The 17,250-nt window shown below is 71.2% G+C and carries 16 protein-coding genes; 9 read left to right on the forward strand and 7 right to left on the reverse strand.

Features of this window, described 5'->3' with window-relative positions; all coding sequences use genetic code 11:
• The first annotated feature begins 30 nt into the window (after nt 1–30).
• The 4 genes from JOE59_RS12280 (at nt 31) to JOE59_RS12295 (ending at nt 3,880) form a co-directional block, all read left to right on the forward strand.
• Nucleotides 31–1,389 carry an FAD-binding oxidoreductase gene (locus JOE59_RS12280; protein WP_204460845.1) on the forward strand — a complete coding sequence of 453 codons (1,359 nt, stop codon included), beginning with the start codon at nt 31–33 and terminating at the stop codon, nt 1,387–1,389.
• A gap of 34 nt (nt 1,390–1,423) precedes the next feature.
• Nucleotides 1,424–2,521 carry a DNA glycosylase AlkZ-like family protein gene (locus JOE59_RS12285; protein WP_204460847.1) on the forward strand — a complete coding sequence of 366 codons (1,098 nt, stop codon included), beginning with the start codon at nt 1,424–1,426 and terminating at the stop codon, nt 2,519–2,521.
• A gap of 64 nt (nt 2,522–2,585) precedes the next feature.
• The gene (locus tag JOE59_RS12290) at nt 2,586–2,882 is read left to right on the forward strand and encodes a Dabb family protein (protein ID WP_204460850.1); all 297 of its coding nucleotides are present in this window, start codon (nt 2,586–2,588) and stop codon (nt 2,880–2,882) included.
• Nucleotides 2,883–2,950: 68 nt separating this feature from the next.
• Nucleotides 2,951–3,880, forward strand: a complete 930-nt coding sequence (locus JOE59_RS12295) for a prenyltransferase/squalene oxidase repeat-containing protein (RefSeq protein ID WP_204460852.1) — start codon at nt 2,951–2,953, stop codon at nt 3,878–3,880.
• A gap of 3 nt (nt 3,881–3,883) precedes the next feature.
• On the opposite strand, the gene JOE59_RS12300 is transcribed toward JOE59_RS12295, so the two are convergent.
• The 4 genes from JOE59_RS12300 to JOE59_RS12315 all read right to left on the reverse strand — a co-directional run bounded on the left by JOE59_RS12300 (nt 3,884) and on the right by JOE59_RS12315 (nt 7,827).
• Nucleotides 3,884–4,936, reverse strand: coding sequence for a CPBP family intramembrane glutamic endopeptidase (locus tag JOE59_RS12300; protein ID WP_307837050.1), 1,053 nt, complete (start codon nt 4,934–4,936; stop codon nt 3,884–3,886).
• Nucleotides 4,937–4,990: 54 nt separating this feature from the next.
• Nucleotides 4,991–6,676: a 3-ketosteroid-delta-1-dehydrogenase gene (locus tag JOE59_RS12305; protein ID WP_204460855.1), complete on the reverse strand. Its 1,686-nt coding sequence runs from the start codon at nt 6,674–6,676 to the stop codon at nt 4,991–4,993.
• Nucleotides 6,677–6,779: 103 nt separating this feature from the next.
• Nucleotides 6,780–7,268: a GNAT family N-acetyltransferase gene (locus tag JOE59_RS12310; RefSeq protein ID WP_204460856.1), complete on the reverse strand. Its 489-nt coding sequence runs from the start codon at nt 7,266–7,268 to the stop codon at nt 6,780–6,782.
• 55 nt (nt 7,269–7,323) lie between these two features.
• Nucleotides 7,324–7,827, reverse strand: a complete 504-nt coding sequence (locus JOE59_RS12315) for a MarR family winged helix-turn-helix transcriptional regulator (protein WP_204460857.1) — start codon at nt 7,825–7,827, stop codon at nt 7,324–7,326.
• Nucleotides 7,828–7,982: 155 nt separating this feature from the next.
• Between JOE59_RS12315 and JOE59_RS12320 the strand changes: the two genes are divergently transcribed.
• The 4 genes from JOE59_RS12320 to JOE59_RS12335 all read left to right on the forward strand — a co-directional run bounded on the left by JOE59_RS12320 (nt 7,983) and on the right by JOE59_RS12335 (nt 12,700).
• Nucleotides 7,983–9,278 carry a SufS family cysteine desulfurase gene (locus JOE59_RS12320; RefSeq protein ID WP_307837051.1) on the forward strand — a complete coding sequence of 432 codons (1,296 nt, stop codon included), beginning with the start codon at nt 7,983–7,985 and terminating at the stop codon, nt 9,276–9,278.
• A complete protein-coding gene (sufU, locus tag JOE59_RS12325) occupies nt 9,275–9,733 on the forward strand; it encodes a Fe-S cluster assembly sulfur transfer protein SufU (RefSeq protein WP_204460859.1) in 459 nt (152 codons plus the stop codon). Before JOE59_RS12320 ends, sufU begins: the two co-directional genes overlap by 4 nt.
• A 299-nt stretch (nt 9,734–10,032) precedes the next feature.
• The gene (locus JOE59_RS12330) at nt 10,033–11,496 is read left to right on the forward strand and encodes a Gfo/Idh/MocA family protein (protein ID WP_204460860.1); all 1,464 of its coding nucleotides are present in this window, start codon (nt 10,033–10,035) and stop codon (nt 11,494–11,496) included.
• A 25-nt stretch (nt 11,497–11,521) separates the two neighbouring features.
• Entirely contained in the window at nt 11,522–12,700 is a 1,179-nt protein-coding gene (locus JOE59_RS12335) for a beta-sandwich domain-containing protein (RefSeq protein WP_204460862.1), read from the forward strand.
• Between the two features lie 106 nt (nt 12,701–12,806).
• On the opposite strand, the gene JOE59_RS12340 is transcribed toward JOE59_RS12335, so the two are convergent.
• Nucleotides 12,807–14,153: a class I SAM-dependent methyltransferase gene (locus tag JOE59_RS12340; RefSeq protein ID WP_204460864.1), complete on the reverse strand. Its 1,347-nt coding sequence runs from the start codon at nt 14,151–14,153 to the stop codon at nt 12,807–12,809.
• The gene (locus JOE59_RS12345; RefSeq protein WP_307837052.1) at nt 14,150–15,529 is read right to left on the reverse strand and encodes an FAD-binding oxidoreductase; all 1,380 of its coding nucleotides are present in this window, start codon (nt 15,527–15,529) and stop codon (nt 14,150–14,152) included. The genes JOE59_RS12340 and JOE59_RS12345 overlap by 4 nt, the downstream gene beginning before the upstream one ends.
• 102 nt (nt 15,530–15,631) lie before the next feature.
• Between JOE59_RS12345 and JOE59_RS12350 the strand changes: the two genes are divergently transcribed.
• The gene (locus JOE59_RS12350) at nt 15,632–16,312 is read left to right on the forward strand and encodes a YdeI/OmpD-associated family protein (protein WP_204460866.1); all 681 of its coding nucleotides are present in this window, start codon (nt 15,632–15,634) and stop codon (nt 16,310–16,312) included.
• A 9-nt stretch (nt 16,313–16,321) separates the two neighbouring features.
• On the opposite strand, the gene JOE59_RS12355 is transcribed toward JOE59_RS12350, so the two are convergent.
• The gene (locus tag JOE59_RS12355; protein ID WP_204460867.1) at nt 16,322–17,122 is read right to left on the reverse strand and encodes an alpha/beta fold hydrolase; all 801 of its coding nucleotides are present in this window, start codon (nt 17,120–17,122) and stop codon (nt 16,322–16,324) included.
• Nucleotides 17,123–17,250 lie beyond the last annotated feature (128 nt).

A 17,250-nucleotide genomic window follows, 5' to 3' on the forward strand; every position in this document is an offset into this window, starting at 1 on the left:
CGCTAGGTTGACCCCGACGAAAGGAATGCGATGACCTCCGCATCCGAACTCCTCGCTCTTCGCTCCGAACTCGCCGGTTCGCTCGTCCTTCCCGGCGACGCCGACTACGAGGCCGCGCGCATGCCGTGGAACCTCAGCGTCGACCAACGGCCGGCGGCCATCGCCGAGCCGGCGGCTGTCGCGGACCTGCAGGCCATCCTCCGCACAGCGGCGGCCACCGGTCTCGGAGTGACGGTGCAGCCCAACGGCCACGGCGCCTCCGGCGACCTGAGCGACGTCGTGCTCATCCGACCCACGAGATTCGACACCCTCATCGTCGACGAACAGGCCAGAGTGCTCCGCGCCGGCGCTGGCGTCAACTGGGGTCGCGCGCTCGAACGGCTCGACGGCACCGGGCTCGTCGCCCTCGCGGGGTCGAACCCCGAGGTCAACGTCGTCGCCCTCGCCATCGCCGGCGGACACTCGATGTTCAGTCGCCGCTACGGCATCACCGCCCGATCGATCATCTCCGTCGAGTTCGTCGACGCGGCCGGCACGCTGCACCGCGTGACCGACGCCGACGACGCCGAACTCATGTGGGCGCTGCGCGGAGGCGGCGGCCTGTTCGGCATCGTCACCGAGGTCGAGCTCGTGCTCTACCCCGGTGAGGCGATCTTCGGCGGCAGCCTGATGTTCCCGGCCGAGGCGGCCGAAACCGTCGTCGCCGCCGCCCTCGGCCTCGCTCGCGACGAACCCGAACTCGGGCTCGACATCGGCATGATGCACTTCCCCGACGCACCCCAGGCCCCGCCGCATCTGCGCGGCCGCACGGTGGCGACGGTCGGGCTCGTGCACGTCGGCGACGAGGCCTCCGGGCGCGCTTTCGCCGACCGTCTCGTCGCCGTCGCCGAACCGATCGCCGACACGCTCACGAGCTTCACGATCGGTTCGCTCGCCGCCGTCGCGGCGGAGCCGGTCGATCCGATGCCGTCGGCCGACTTCGGTGCAGCTCTCGACGGACTCGACGCCGCCGCCTTCGCGCACGACTTCGTCGACGCGTTCCTGCGCGGTGCCGAGCGAGGTCTCATGCGCTGCAGCATCCGCGCCATGGGCGGTGCGATCGCCGACGAACTCGGCGCCGAGTTCGCCGCGGTCGGGGCGACGCAGTCCGACGGCCTGATGAGCTGCGGCGTGCTGCTCTTCGACCCGTCACTCGACGCCACCGCGGCATTCGAGCCGATGCGGGACCTCGCCGCCAAGTACCCGGGCGGCACGCTGCTGCCGACGTTCCTCGGTTCGGGCGCGACGCTCGCCGATGCCTACGATGGCGAGGTGCTCGACCGACTCGCCGCCGTCAAGCGGCGCGTCGACCCGGACGGCCTCATCCGCAGCAACCGCCCGCTCAGCTGATGCGGCTCGTCGTTCCGCACGGGGCGTGAGCCGCATGGAGCCCCACCGTCTCGATCGCGCCGAGGCGCGACGCATCGCGATTCGCGCGCAATTGCTCGACGCCGACCGGCCGACCGCTCTGCTCGACGTCGTGCGCCGGCTCACCCTGCTGCAGGTCGACCCGACCGCGGCGATCGCGCCGAACGCCGACCTCGTCGCGTGGAGTCGTCTCGGCGCGGCGTATCGGCCCGACGACCTCGTCCGCGCGCTCGAGCACGATCGCTCGCTCTTCGAGGTCGACGCGCTCATCCGGCCGATCGAAGACCTCGCGCTGCACCGCGCCGACATGGCGACGTGGCCGACGTGGCAGCGGTCACGGGAGTGGCTCGAGCAGAACGAGTCGTTCCGCCGCGACATCCTGCGCCGACTCGCCGAGTCCCCTGAACCCCTGCTCTCCCGCGACGTCCCCGACACGAGCGCGGTGCCGTGGGAATCGAGCGGGTGGACCCACAATCAGAACGTCGGCCGGATGCTCGAGCTCCTCGCGCTGCGCGGCGAGATCGCGATCGCCGCCAGACGCGGGCGTGAACGGCTCTGGGCACCTGCCGATCGGGTGTACCCCGCCGAGCTGCTCGCGGCCCCCGTCATCTCGGCCGATGAAGCGCTGCGGGTGCGCAATGAGCGCCGGCTCACGGCGCTCGGCATCGCCCGCGAGAAGTCGACGAAGATGCCGCTCGAGCCCGTCGACGTCGGCCTGGCCGGCGAACCGGCGATCGTCGAGGGAGTGCCCGGCGCCTGGCGGGTCGACCCTGCCGCGCTCGGCCGGCCATTCACCGGGCGTACGGCCCTGCTCTCGCCGTTCGACCGGCTGACCTACGATCGCGTGCGGGCGCAGCAGCTCTTCGACTTCGAGTACGTGCTCGAGATGTACAAGCCCGCCACGGCCCGTCGATGGGGCTACTTCGCGCTGCCGATCCTGCACGGCGACCGCCTCGTCGGCAAGCTCGACGCGAAGGCCGACCGCAAGGCCGGCACGCTCACCGTGCACGCGGTGCACGAAGACGTGCCGTTCAGCCGCGACATCCGCCGAGCCGTCGACGACGAGGTCGCGAGCCTCGCCGAGTGGCTCTCCGTCGAGGTGGTCGGGGCCTGACCGATCAGCCGGCGACTGGTGCGCGAGTCCGCCGGCCACAACGCCGCGGCCGTACAGTGGGCACATGATCCGACACACGGTCGCCTTCCGATTGCGGCATCCCTCCGGCTCCGCGGAGGAGCGCTCCTTCCTCGCCGAAGCCGAGTCGCTCGCCGCGATCCCCGGCGTCGAACGATTCGAGCAGCTCGACCAGGTCAGCTCGAAGAACGCCTACGCGTTCGGGTTCTCGATGGAGTTCGCCGACCAGGCAGCCTACGACGGCTACAACGCGCACCCGGTGCACGTCGCCTTCGTGCGCGATCGCTGGGTGCCCGAGGTCGAGGAGTTCCTCGAGCTCGACTACGTGCCGCTCGGAGGCTGAGACCGGGGGGCTCCTGCGAGTTCCGGCCGCATCTGGTCACCGCGGCAGAAGTCCGCGAACATGGGCGCATGGACGATGTCACCGAATGGCTGCTCGATTCCGACCCGGCGATCCGCTGGCAGGTCATGCACGACCTGCTCGACGCGCCGCCCGACGAGACCGATCGCGAGCGCGCTCGCATCGCGACCGAAGGCTGGGGTGCCCGCCTGCTCGCCCTGCAGCCCGACGACGGCTACTGGGGCGGCGAGGAGTACGGCATCGACGGCGATCGCCGGAGCGTGATCTGGACCCTCCAGCTGCTGCGACGCCTCGGCATCGACCCCGATGCCCCGCAGACCCGCTCGGCGATCGCCCGGGTGCGCGACGGCGTGGTCTGGCGGGAGTGGGGCGACCTGCCCTTCTTCCACGGCGAGGTCGAGGAGTGCGTGAACGGCGGCGTGCTCGCACTCGCTGCGTACTTCGGCGAGCTCGGCGCCGGCAGCGGCCGCATCATCGAGCGACTGCTGCACGAGCAGCTCGCCGACGGAGGGTGGAACTGCGAGCCGATCGAGGAGTCGACCCGCTCCTCGTTCGACTCGACGATTTGCGTGCTCGAGGGGTTGCTCGCCTACGAACGAGCCGTGCCCGACGCGCCGCCCGAGGTCGCGGCATCCCGCCGCCTCGGCGAGGAGTACCTGCTTGAACGGGGCCTCTTCCGCCGCCGCTCGACCGGCGAGATCGTGCTCCCCCGCTACGCGAACTCCAAGTTCCCGCCGTACTGGACCTACGACGTGCTGCGCGCACTCGACTACTTCCGGCTGGCCGACGACCGACCGGACCCGCGCATCGCCGATGCGGTCGAACTGGTGGTCTCGCAGCGCGGCGCCGACGGCCGCTGGCTCGCGGGCACGCCGTGGAACGGCGAGGTGTTCTTCGCCGTCGATGCGCCCGAGGGCGAGCCGAGCCGATGGAACACGCTGCGGGCGCTGCGCGTGCTGCGCTGGTTCGACCAGGGCTAGGCGTCAGCCCAGGCGGGCGTCGAGCCGCTCGCGACGGAACTGCCCGGCGGCCACGAGCAGTGCGACGACCGCCGCCATCACCGCGCAGGTGATGAGTCCGGCCGGCCCGGCGAGCCATGCGGGCGGCACCGGGGAATCGGCGGCGACGACCAGCGCGCCGAGGCCGGCCGCCGCGTTGAAGGCGCCGTGCCCGAACACCGCCGGCCACACCGACCCGGTGCGGAGCCGGGTCCAGCCGAGCAGCACGCCGAGCACCGTGCAGGCGAGGATCATGAGCAGCACGCCCGTGATGTCGGTGAGCCCGAAGTTGTAGCCGAGCAGGATCAGCGGCGAGTGCCAGAAGCCCCAGAACGCGCCGGAGACGAGCAGCGCCGGCCAGACGCCGAGGGGCCGCAGCGCGGGCAGCAGCCAGCCGCGCCATCCGACCTCTTCGCCGAATGCGAACGGTGCGTTGATGATCGCCCCGACAGGGATCATCACGAGCTGCATGGCGACGAGCAGCGCGATCGGCGGGGCGGGCGTGCCCGGCGGGAGCAGGGTGTCGAGCTGCTCGGCGAATCCCGAGAAGCCGATGAGATCGAAGCGGGCGAGGCCGAGCAGCCCGACCACGAGCAGCCCCGCCGCGATCAGCAACGGCAGCGCGAGGATCGCGGCGGCGGACATGCCGAGTGTGCGGCCGACGGGCCGCAGCGGCCACATGCCGAGGTCTCGCAGGATGCCGCGTGCACCGCGCCGCCCGCGGTGGCGCCGTTCCACGAGGAGCGCGGCGATCGTGGCGATCGCCGGGGTCAGCATCATGGCGGCGGCGATCACGGGAAGCAGCGGGTCGGTCATGCCGAGCCCTCGCACCCAGAGCGGCGAGGCGACGAGCCACGCGAGCCCGCACGAGACGATCGCGAAGACGGCGACCGCCGCCCACGGCACGCGCTGCGCCCCGGGTGCCTCGAGCGGCGCGTCGACCGGTACGGCGTCGGGGACGGCGTGCATCGCGGACACCGCGGGCACGGCGGAGACGGGGGTCATCGAGACGGTCGGGTCGGCACGTTCATCGCTCACGCCATCGACGCTACCGACGGGTGACCCCCTCGCGAATCCCCCGTGCGACGGAGTTCAGCGCTCCGCGTCGACCGCCCGCGTCGCCATCGCGTGGCTCGCGACGATGTGCCCGTAGACGAGTCCCTGGCCGATCGTGGCGCCGGCACCGGGATAGCTCTCGCCGAACACGTTGGCCGCTGCGTTGCCGATCACGTACAGGCCCCGGATGGGTGTGCCGTCTTCGGCGAGCGCCCGGCCGTCGGCATCGGCGGTGACACCGCCGCAGGTGCCGAGGTCGGAGAGCACGACGCGCACCGCGTACAGCCCTGCGGGGTTCAGCGGGCGGAGGTTCGGGTTCGGTGCGATCGTCGGGTCGCCGTAGTAGCGGTCGTAGGCGCTGTCCCCCCGGCCGAAGTCGTCATCGGATCCGGCGGCGGCGAGCTCGTTGAATCGGCGAGCGGTCTCCCCCAGCGCGGCAGCGGGCACCCCCATCTGCTCGGACAGCTCGACCCACGACGAGCCGCGCACGGCGATGCCGTGCTCGTACCAGGCGTTCGGCAGCGCCATGCGCGGGAACACCTGCCCGCCGAGGAGGTAGCTGTTGCGGTACTCCTGGTCGAAGACGAGCCACATGGTGCCGACCGGCCGCCCCTCGCGCTCCCGTTCGAGCACGTCGTGGCCGAACGACATGTAGTCCTCGGCCTCGTTGAGGAACCGGTCGCCCGAGGCGTCGACGATGAACGAGCCTGGCAGCGAGCGCTCGGCGAGCATCACGATGGGCCGCTCGCCGGGCAGCGGCGAGATCGCGGGGAACCACCAGGCCTGGTCCATCAGGGCGACCCCCGCGCCGAGCTCCTGAGCTGCGCGGATCGCGTCGCCGGTGTTGCCGTCGCTGCCGAGGCTCCAGTCCTCGAGCGACGCCGACTGCACGGTGCGCCGCAGCGCGAGGTCGTGGTCGAATCCGCCGGCGGCGAGCACCACGCCGAGCCGGGCCGTGATCGTGATCTCCCGGCCGTCGCGGGTGACGACCGCGCCGATCACGCCGCCGTCGGCATCGGTGACGAGCCGCTCGAGGCCCACCTCGGTCCACACGGGGATGCCGGCGCGCACGACGCCGTCGAAGAGGCCCGCGGCGAGCGCGCGACCGCCGGCCGCGTACTCGCGGCCGATGAGCTTGCCGCCGATGCCCTGGATCGCGCGCTTGATCGCGACGCCGAAGCCGCGCACCGGCGACTTCGCCATGAGGTTCAGCCACTTGTAGTCGGCACCCGTCGCGGGCATCGGCAACGGTGCCTCCATGACGGCGGGCCGGAGCCGCGCACGTTCCGTGCCGAGCCGGGCGACGTCGAACGGCCGGCACTCGCAGCTGCGACCGGCGGGCGAGCCGCCGGGCAGCTCGGGGTGGTAGTCGGAGTAGCCCTCTGCCCACGTGAACTGCATGCGCGTCGTGCGTTCGAGCATGCGCACGGTGTCGGGGCCGTGCTCGAGGAAGCTCTCCCACCGCGGCTCGGGGCTCGTGCCGTCGACGACCGCGGTCAGGTACTCGCGGGCCTTCTCGGGTGAATCGTTCGCGCCGCGCTCATCGAGCACCGGGTTCGCGGGAATCCAGAACGCCCCGCCCGAGCGCGCCGTCGAGCCGCCGACGAATCGGGTCTTCTCGATCACGAGCACCTCGGCGCCCTGCTCGTGCGCGGAGAGGGCGGCGGCGAGCCCGGTTCCCGATCCGACCACGAGCAGGTCGATCGTCATGTTCTCGGTCATCTTCGACGGAGCTCCCATTCATCGGCAGACAATGGAGCCATCCTCGCCGATGTGCACGTCGTGCACAATAGGCACATCGTGCCAACCAAGGGCCACCAGCGAGTCAGAGGAAGAGCTTGAACCCCACGTGGGATGCCGCGAAGCCGAGCCGCTCGTAGAAGCGATGGGCGTCGGCACGGCGCGCATCCGACGTCAACTGCACCAGCGACGCCCCGCGTTCGCGTGCATGGCCGATCGCCCACTCGATCATCGCCGAGCCGAGTCCGAGGCCCCGCAGCTCCTCCGAGACGCGCACGGCCTCGATCTGCATGCGCATCGCCCCGCGTCGGGCGAGCCCGGGGATCAGCGAAAGCTGCATGGTGCCGACCACCCGGCCATCGGGGGCCTCGAGCACCGTCAACGTCTGGGCGTCGTCGGCGTCGATCGCTGCGAAGGCACGTTCGTAGGGCTCGAGTTCGTCGGCCGAGGCCGCCTCCTCGGCGGCGCGGAGCGAATCCGCGGCGATCAGCGCGACGAGTGCCGCGAGGTCGCCGCGCTCCGCACGCCGCAGTGTGAAGGTGGACCCGCCGGCTTCGAGCATCGCGAACTGCATGCTCTCAACCTCTCACAGCGACGGGAAGACGGATGCCGCGGCATCCGTTCACGCCTTACTCCCGGTCCTGCCCGAGCCGCCGCAGCAGGGCCGCGAGGGTCGCCTGCTCCTCGCGGCTGAGGCCGCGGAGCTCCTCCGCCTCGCGCTCTGCGAGGGTGCGCATCGCCGCGTCGACGCGCGTCGCGCCCTCGTCGGTGAGACGCACGAGCACGCTGCGACCGTCTCGCGGGTTCGGCCGGCGTTCGACGAGGCCGCGGCGGGTCAGGTTGTCGAGCCGGTTCGTCATCGCGGCGCTGCCGATCATGGTCGCCTCGATGAGCTGCGCCGGACTGAACTCGTGCGGCGGCTCCTCGCGCCGGAGCGCGGCCAGCACGTCGAACTCCCAGACCGCGAGCCCCGCGCCGCTGAACGCGCTCGCCCGCAGCCGCCCGAGGCGGTTCGCCACGCGCCGCAGCCGCGACATGACGTCGAGCGGTGTCAGGTCGACGCCGGGCAGGCGATGCGACCAGGCGTCGATCAGCAGGTCGACCTCGTCATCGCGGTCACCGCGCTCACTCATGCTCCGGGGCATACCAAACGGTATCCCGTCGAGGCCCGCCGATCACATTTCGAACGCGGCAGATGACGGATGACCCGATCACGGCGATCACCGATCGAAACTGCGTCAGACTGGAAGGGTGCCGGCCACCCCCGCGCCGGCCACTGGGAGGAACCGTGACCCTCGATCGAACGACGACCATCGACGGTCTGCTGCCGACGGGGCTCCGTCGGGACTTCCCGTACCTCGACCAGGAGCTGAACGGGCATCCGCTCGCCTACCTCGACTCCGGGGCGACCGCGCAGCGACCGCTCGCCGTGCTCGACGCCGAGCGCGCCTACCTCGAGCACGCGAACGCCGCCGTGCACCGCGGCGCGTCGACCCTCGTCGGCACGTCGACGACCGCGTTCGAAGACGCGCGCGAGACCGTCGCCCGCTTCGTCGGCGCGGGCCCCCGCGAGATCGTGTGGGCCTCGAACGCGACCGACGCGATCAACATGGTCGCGCTCGGTATGGCGGATGCCGCGGCCGGCCTCGGCGGCGCGGAGGCCGAGATCTTCAGGCTCGGGCCGGGCGACGAGATCGTCGTGACCGAGGCAGAGCACCACGCCGACCTGATCCCGTGGCAGCACCTCGCGGCGAAGACCGGTGCGACGCTGCGCTGGATCCCCGTGAACGACGACGGCACCTGGTCGATCGACGACGCGGCATCCGTCATCGGGCCCCGCACCCGGGTCGTCGCCTTCGGGCACGTCTCGAACGTCACCGGCTTCCTCGCGCCCGCTGCAGAGGTCGTCGAGCTCGCCCACCGCCACGGCGCCCTCGTCATGCTCGACGCCTGCCAGTCGGTGCCGCACCGCCCGGTCGACTTCGCCGAGCTCGGCGTCGACTTCGCCGCCTTCTCGGCGCACAAGATGCTCGGCCCGACGGGCATCGGCGTGCTCTACGGCACGGCGCACCTGCTCGACGCGCTGCCGCCCGCGCGCACCGGCGGATCGACGATCACGACCGTGACGATGGAGTCGGCGTCGTTCCTGCCCGCACCGCAGCGCCTCGAGGCCGGCACGCAGCCGGTCTCCCAGGCCGTGGCCCTCGCCGAGGCGGTGCGCTACCTCGAGGCGCTCGGCATGCACAACGTGCACGCCCATGAGACGGCGCTCGCCGAACTCCTCGTCGAGGAGACCTCGCGGGTCGCAGGGGTTCGCCTCGTCGGCCCACCGCCCGGCAGCCCGCGCGCCGCCCTCGCGAGCGTCGACGTGCCGGGCGTGCACGCCCACGACGTCGGCCAGTTCCTCGACTCGCAGGGCATCGCCGTGCGAGTCGGCCACCACTGCGCCCAGCCCCTGCACCGGCGGCTGGGGCTGCGCGCCACCACGCGCGCGAGTGCCTACGTCTACACGACGGCCGACGAGGTGCGCCGCTTCGCCGCGGCGCTCTCCGAGGTGCGCGGCTTCTTCGGGGTCGGCGCATGAGCGACCTGTCGGGTCTGTACCAGGAGCTCATCCTCGACCACTCGCGCCGACGACTCGGCGACGGCGAACTCGCCGAGCCGCACGCGACGCATCACGAGCTGAACCCCACGTGCGGCGACGAGATCACGATGGGCATCCGGCTCGATGCATCCGGAACCGCGCTCGAGGCGATCGGCTGGACCGGCGACGGCTGCAGCATCTCGATGGCCTCGGCCTCGGCGCTCACCGAACTCGCCGCCGGCGCCGACCTCGACCGGGTGCGAGAGCTCATCGACGGGTTCCGCGCGATGATGCGTTCGCAGGGCGCGGGCGAGGCCGATGAGGAGCTGCTCGGCGACGCGATCGCCTTCCACGGCGTCTCGAAGTACGTCATGCGGGTGAAGTGCGCGATGCTCGCGTGGGTCGCGCTCGAGGCCTGCATCGCCGCGGCGAGCGCCGACGCCGCGCGCTCCTGACGCAGGCGACCCCGCCGGCGGGCCGCGAGCGAACGAGCAGGATCCGCTCAGTGCGAGCGCTCGGCGATCGGAGCCGATGCCGGTCGCGCTCCCCCAGATCAGCAGTGATTTCTGCGCACCGTCACGTCGTATTCGCGCGGCCGAACACCACGACCTTCTCGTGCGTGCGCGCAGGCCGACTGATCATTTGTGATCGAAATCCTCAATATTCCGTCAACTCTTGACACGAAACGATCAGGCCAGCAGGGTGTGGGATACCGAGCATCACCGAGCATTCCCTAACCCACCTGGAGAGTGTCATGACGCGTTTTCTCACCATCCCCCGCCCGACCGAGGATCCGATCAGTGCTGATCGGGACTCGGGGGCATTCGGCTTCAGCCGGCGAAACCTCCTCGGCGGAATCCTCGCCGGCGTCGCCGTCACGGCCGTCGTTCCCTCGGTCGCCAACGCGGCGATCATCCCCGCCCGGAAGGGCGGCGCAACGTCGATGGCGAATGAGCCGTTCGAAGCCGTCGACGTCGTCAAGATCGGCCTCATCGGCCTCGGCAACCGGGGCATGGGCATGCTGAACGGATGGGTCGACGTGCCCGGCACCGCCGTCACGGCGGTCTGCGACATCCGGGCCGACCGTGCCACCACTGCGGCCAATCGGGTCGCCGGCAAGGGCAAACCACGGCCTCGCGAGTACGGCGGCAGCGACGAGTCGTTCCAGAAGATGCTCGACACCGAAGAGCTCGACCTGGTGTACATCGCGACGCCGTGGGAGTTCCATCACGCGCACGGCAAGGCCGCCCTGCTCGCGGGAGCGCACGCGGCGATCGAGCTGCCGATCGCGACGGAGCTCGACGAGCTCTGGGACCTCGTCGACACGTCGGAACGCACACGCAAGCACCTGTTCCTCGCCGAGAACTGCTCGTACGGGCGCAACGAGCTCGCGATGCTGAAGATGGCGCACGAGGGCGTCTTCGGCGACGTGACGAGCGGCCACGGCGGCTACCTGCACGACCTCCGCGCACTGCTGTTCGCCGACGGCTACTACACCGACGACTGGCGCCGGCTCTGGCACACCCGCAGCACCGCGAGCTTCTACCCCATGCACGGACTCGCACCGATCGCCGCCGCCATGGACATCAACCGGGGCGACCGCCTCGACACGTTGACGGCGACGGCGACGGCGGCGCGCGGCCTCGCCGACTACCGCGAACGCTTCGTGCCCCGCGACCACCGCTCGTGGAAGGAGGAGTACATCAACGGCGACCTCGTCACCTGCATGATCACGACGGCGAACGGCCGCACGATCCGCGCCGAGCACAACGTCAGCCAGGCCCGCCCCTACAGCCGCATCAATACGCTCGAGGGCAGCAGGGGCATCTTCGAGGACTACATCGGCGGTGACTCCACGGGTGCCCGCATCTACGCGGAGCCCTACCACGGCGGTGACACCTGGCGCGGCGCGAGCGCGATGCGCACGGAGTTCGACCACTGGCTCTGGAAGGACCTCGAGGGTCCGGCCGCCGGCGGTGGCCACGGCGGCATGGACTACATCCTGCAGTGGCGGATCGTGCAGCAGATGCGCGCCGGCCTCGTGCCCGACATCGACGTCTACGACTCCGCCGCCTGGTGCGCGCCGGTGCCGCTCAGCGTGACGTCGCTCGAGAAGGGCGGCAAGCCCGTCGAGGTGCCCGACTTCACCCGTGGCGAGTGGAAGAAGATGCGCCTCGGCCTCGACTCCACCCGCTCCGCCATGCCCGCCGTCGTCTGATCGATCAGCTGAGAGAGGATTCACCATGTCGATGAAGTTCCTTCGCCGTGCCGCGATCGCCGGCGTGTTCGTGCTCGCCGCGTCCACGTGGTCGACGTCGGCCGTGGCCGGCGCATTCGCCGAGGAGTCGCCGGCCGCGACCGCACCACCCGCCGCCTCCGATGCGGCGGAGACCGCAGCACCGGAGACCGAGGCCCCCGAGACCGAGGCGCCCGAGACCGAGGCACCCGAATCGGAGGCACCCGCCGCCGAGGCACCCACCGAGTCGGCGACGTCGTCGGAGGTCGATGACCCCGAGACGTCCGCAGCGGCGGAGCCCGCGCCCGAGATCGTGGTCTCGATTCCCGAGGTCGACCTCGACGGCCCGGCGATCGCCGAGGTCGAGGTCACCGTGTCGAACGACTCGTCCGAGAAGATGAGCTCGGTCGTCGTCTCCTTCGCGGGCCCGGTCGGCTGGCAGGTCGTGCCGTCGAGCCAGAAGGTCGACGCGATCAAGCCCGGCCGCGACCAGACCGCGACCTTCCAGATGCGCGTCCCCGAGAAGCGCCCCGGCTTCGCACTGCGCGTCTTCACCTCGACGGTCACCTACAAGGGCGGCGACGGTGCGGGAAGCGCGACCGGAGTGCGAGCGATGCCGACGACGCCGCCCACCGACTCGCTCCCCACGCTCTTCAACAACGTGGGCATCACGGCCCTGTCGCAGACGACCGCCGGCAACTTCGACGGCGAGGGCAACACGTTCTCGGCGGAGCAGCTCGCAGCGGTGGGCGCCGCACCGGGCGCCCAGATCGAGGCGCTCGGAGCCACGCTCACGATGCCGTCGTCGCAGCCGGGCACCGCCGACAACGTCACGGCCGCCGGGCAGGCACTGCGCATCGGCGCGCAGGGCCAGCGGCTCGTCTTCCTCGGCTCCGGCTCCAGCCTCAACGCGGCCGGGACCGCGACCGTCTTCTACACCGACGGCACGACCAGTTCGGGTGCGATCGGCTTCCCGAACTGGTCGTTCCACGACGAGAATGCGCACGGTGCTGAACTCGTGATCTCGACGAACGGCCGGAACCGACCGAGCGGGTACGGAGACGCCGCCTACCAGTACCGCATGTTCGCGCATTCGGTGCCGCTGACCGCAGGCAAGACGGTCGACTTCGTCGTGCTGCCGACGAACAGCTCGATGCACATCTTCTCGATCGCGGTCGCTCCCTGATCCGTTCACGCTGATCGATTCGCGCCCGGCCGGTGATCACCGGCCGGGCGTGAACGTACGCGGGGACCGGTGCCGGCACGAGCACTCGCGAGCGAGCGCTAGCGGGTCAGGGCGTCCACCACGGTCGCAGCGGCAGGTCGCCCGTGCCGCCGCGCTCGTCGGGCCGCACGGCCAGCACCTGGTGCAACTGGATGCCGCCCGTCTCGAAGGCGAGGCGAGACCCCGCCATGTAGAGGCCCCACACCTTCGCGGTCGGCAGTCCGACCTCGGCGACCGCCTCGTCCCAGTGCGCGACGAGGTTCGCGCACCAGTCGCGCAGCGTGAGCGCGTAGTGCAGGCGCAGGTTCTCCTCGTGCATCACCTCGAGGCCGACATCCTGCGCCTCGGTGATGATGCGGCCCGAGCCGGTGAGCTCGCCGTCGGGGAACACGTAGCGGTCGATGAACCCCTTCGCCGCGGGCTCCGATCGGTTGTCGGGGCGCGTGATGCAGTGGTTCAGCAGCAGCCCGCCCGTGCGCAGTCGCGACTGCAGGAAGGTGAAGTACGACGCGTAGTTCTTGACGCCGATGTGCTCGAGCAGGCCGATCGACGAGACCGCGTCGAAGCCCGACTCGGTGATGTCGCGGTAATCGCCGTACCGCACCTCGGCGAGGTCGCTCAGCCCCTCGTCGACGATGGCCTGCTGCGCCCACGCCGTCTGCTCGGCCGACAGCGTCACCCCGAGCGCCCGCACCCCGCGGCGCGCGGCGTAGCGCACCATGCCGCCCCACCCGCAGCCGACGTCGAGCAGCCGGTCGCCGGGCTGCAGTCGCAGCTTCTCGAACACCAGCCGGTACTTGTTCTCCTGTGCCTCGTCGAGTGAGGCCTCGGCGTCGGGATAGCACGCGCAGGTGTAGGTCATCGAGGGCCCGAGCACCCATTCGTAGAAGGTGTTCGAGACGTCGTAGTGGTGGTGGATCGCCTCGGCGTCGCGGCTCTTGCTATGCCGCAGACCTTCGGCGACGCGGCGCCAGCGGGGCGGTGCCTCCTGCGGGGGCGGCGCGATCGGGCGCAGGTGCTCGAGCCCGATCGATCGGATCACGTTGGCCATGGTCCGCGGCGGCGGCAGCTTGAAGACGAGCTCGTCGGCGAGCGCCTTCAGCAGCTCGTAGGGGTCGCCGGGGTGCACGCCGTGGATGTCGATGTCGCCGGCGATGTATGCGCGGGCCAGACCGAGGTCGCCGCGCCCGGTGGCGAGGTAGGTGGTGCCCCGCGGACTCTTCAGCTCGATGCCGAGCGTCGCGTCGGGCGGCCCGGCCGAGCTGCCGTCGTAGGCGGTGAAGTGCAGCGGCAGTCGGCCGCCGGCGAAGATCTCGAGGATCTCGGCGAGGGTGAGCTTGCCCGAGGCATCCGTCGTCTCATGGTGCTCGGGTGTCTCAGCCGTCTCGGCCGCCGTGCCCTTGGTCGTGGTCATCGTCGTTGCACCGCCTTCGCGTAGAGTTCGTGGAGTCTGGAATCCGGGTCGTACCGCTGTTTGGCGACTCGATAGGCGTCGCCGCCGTAGAGCGCGTCGAACTCCGATCGTGAGTAGAAGGCGTCGGAGTAGAGCGACTTGTGGCCGTCGAGCGCGCTGACCTCGCGTTCGATGCTGCGGTTCGTCTCGCCCTCGGTCGCCCCGACCGGCACGGTCGACCAGAAGCCGACGTTGACGTAGCTGCGATGCGGTTCGAGCGGGTAGAGCGGCCAGGCGTCGTCGCCCCGCAGCCGCAGCGGGCACAGCCAGATCGGCTCGATCGGCACGTGCTCGAGGAACCAGTCGAGGAATTCGGCGCACCGCTCGATCGGCACCTCGACGTCTTGGATCACGCGTTCGCGCGGCGGCAGGCCCTTGACCGCCTCGATGCGGTTGCCGAGGTCGTAGCGCCGTTCGAGTCGCATCAACGTCGCGTACGACCGACTGCGCCGGAGCCGGCGCGGCCAGAGTCGTCGAACGAGCGGATGCTGCGCACCGAACGCCTCGGAGCACCAGAACCAGTCGGTGTCCCACCGCCACAGGTAGTCGTGCGTCGTGAGTCGGTCGCGGGCTGCGCCGTCGTCGTGCTGGATGGAGCGATAGAAGACCTGCTGCCCGGTGTAGTCGCTGACGGGTCCGGATGCCGCGGTGCGCCGGCCGACGCAGAGGTACGACTCCTCGGCGCTGAAGACGACGCCGTCGAGGTAGTCGACAGGGACGCTGTCGTATTGGCCCGTCTCGACGATCCCTTCCATCGCGGCGAGCAGGTCGGCGACGGCGTGGAATCGCAGGTGGGTGAGCGCGACGAACGGCAGCACCGGCTCGAGCTCGATGCGCAGGCGCACCGCGTAGCCGAGCGTGCCGTACGAGTTCGGGAAGGCGCGGAAGAGGTCGGCGTGCTCGATCGGTGATGCCGTGAGCACCTCCCCCGCCCCCGTCAGGATGTCCATCTCGAGCACCGACTCGTGCGGCAGGCCGTTGCGGAACGACGTCGACTCGATGCCGAGACCGGTGACCGCTCCGCCGAGGGTGATGGTCTTCAGCTGCGGCACCACGAGCGGCGCGAGTCCGAACGGCAGGGTCGCCGCGACGAGGTCTTCGTAGGTGCACATGCCCGCGACGTCGGCGGTGCGCGCCTCGACGTCGATCGAGATCACGTGCGTCAGTCCGGAGGTGTCGAGGCCCGGGGCATCCGTCGCCGCCCTCGATCTGAAGAGGTTCGAGGTGCGCTTGGCGAGCCGTACCGGCGAGCCGGGCGGCACGGCCCGGTAGCTCGCGAGCAGGCGCTCCACGCCGGCGGCGTGGGTGGTGCGTGCATCGGTCGCTGGTGCGGACACGCCTCCAAACTAGTCCGCGGTGCCCCTCGTGCGCATCAGCTCGCGCGCAGGAGTGCGTCGCACCAGTGCCGACGCGTCGGCGGGTGCTGGCAGACTCGGGGCATGACGACGGAGATCGGCACCCCCGGCGGCACCCCCGAGCGCCCGGCGCGCTTCTTCGCCTCGCCCGAGGAGTTCCGAGCGTGGCTCGAGGCCAACCACGACACGGCCACCGAACTCTGGATGGGCCTGTCCAAGAAGCACGTGCCCGATCGCGGGCTGACGTGGGAGCAGGCGGTGCCCGAGGCCCTGTGCTTCGGCTGGATCGACTCGGTCTCGCAGCGCATCGACGACGATGCACGGCGCCAGCGATGGACCCCGCGCAAGGCCACGAGCACGTGGTCGAGCGTGAACATCGCGCTCGTCGAGCAGCTCACGGCTGCCGGCCGCATGCACGAGGCCGGCATCGCCGCCTTCGAACGACGTCGTGAGGATCGATCGGGCATCTACTCCCACGAGAACCCCGATCCGGGGCTGCCGGCCGAGGCCGCGGCGCGGCTCGCGGCGAACCCGGCCGCCTCCGCGTTCTGGCAGACCGCGACGCCGACCTACCGCCGCGTGGTCACGCATTGGGTGCTGACCGCGAAGCAGGAGGCGACCCGCGAGCGGCGGCTCGCCCAGCTCATCGACGACAGCGCCGCCGGGCTGCTCGTGCCGTTCCAGCGATACGGCGAGACCCCGAAATGGGCGGAGCGTGCCGCCGAGGCGGCGCGAGCCGCGGCATCCGCTGCATCGGCCGACTGACCGCGCCGATCAGCCCCGACCGGCGAAGAAGCCGAGGGCGCTCTCGCGGAACACCCGCGAGCCGGGCGCGTTGAAGTGGTGCCGCGCCGGCAGTTCGACGAAGGTGCCGTTCGGCGTCGCACGCGCGAGCAGCTTCGACTGCGCGAGGATCGCGTCTTCGCTGCCGGTCGCGAAGAGGATCGGCTGCAGCGGAGGGTGCGCGACGTCGGGATCGGCGTCGCCGAGCCGCATGCCCTCGGCGAGCGCGACGAGCGCGAGGAGGTCGTTGCCGGCCACCCGCTCGGCGAGTGTCACGTAGTTGCGGGTCACCTGGTCCTCGACCGGGGTGCCGTACTCCGCGAACGCTCGCGCCTCGGCGATCTGCAGCCGCGCGAGCGGCCGCCCGTCGGGGATGCCGCCGAGCACGGCGCGCTCGACGTGGTCGGGCACCTGCACGGCGACCTGCCAGCCGACCCGGGCGCCGAGCGAGTAGCCGGCGTAGAGCACGGTGTCGAGCAGGTAGGTGTCGAGCACGGTCGTGATGTCGTCGACGAAGGCGTCCATGCCGTAGGCGGATGCCTCGTGCGGCTTGTCGCTGGCGCCGTGGCCGCGCTGGTCGATGCCGAGCACCCGGTACCCCGCGCGCGTGAGGTCGCGCACCCACCCCGTGCTCACCCAGTTGTCTCGGCAGCTCGACGCGAAGCCGTGCACGCAGAGCACCGTCGGGGCGTCCTCGTCTCCCCAGGAGTACGTGGCGATGCGGATGCCGTCGCCAGACATCACGTACTGCGGCGCTGGCATCTCGGTGAGGGCGGGGAGCGAGGCATCCATGTCAGCCATTCTGGCCCTCGGAGCGGATGCCCCGGAGGTCGCCGCGCCTTACGGCGACGCCTCGGCCGAAGGGACGAGGCAGGTCGGGCCGATCGCCCGATGTCGCGCCGGCCGGTTCCCGCGAGCAT

The organism is Agromyces cerinus (genome assembly GCF_016907835.1).
GTDB lineage: Bacteria > Actinomycetota > Actinomycetes > Actinomycetales > Microbacteriaceae > Agromyces > Agromyces nitratus.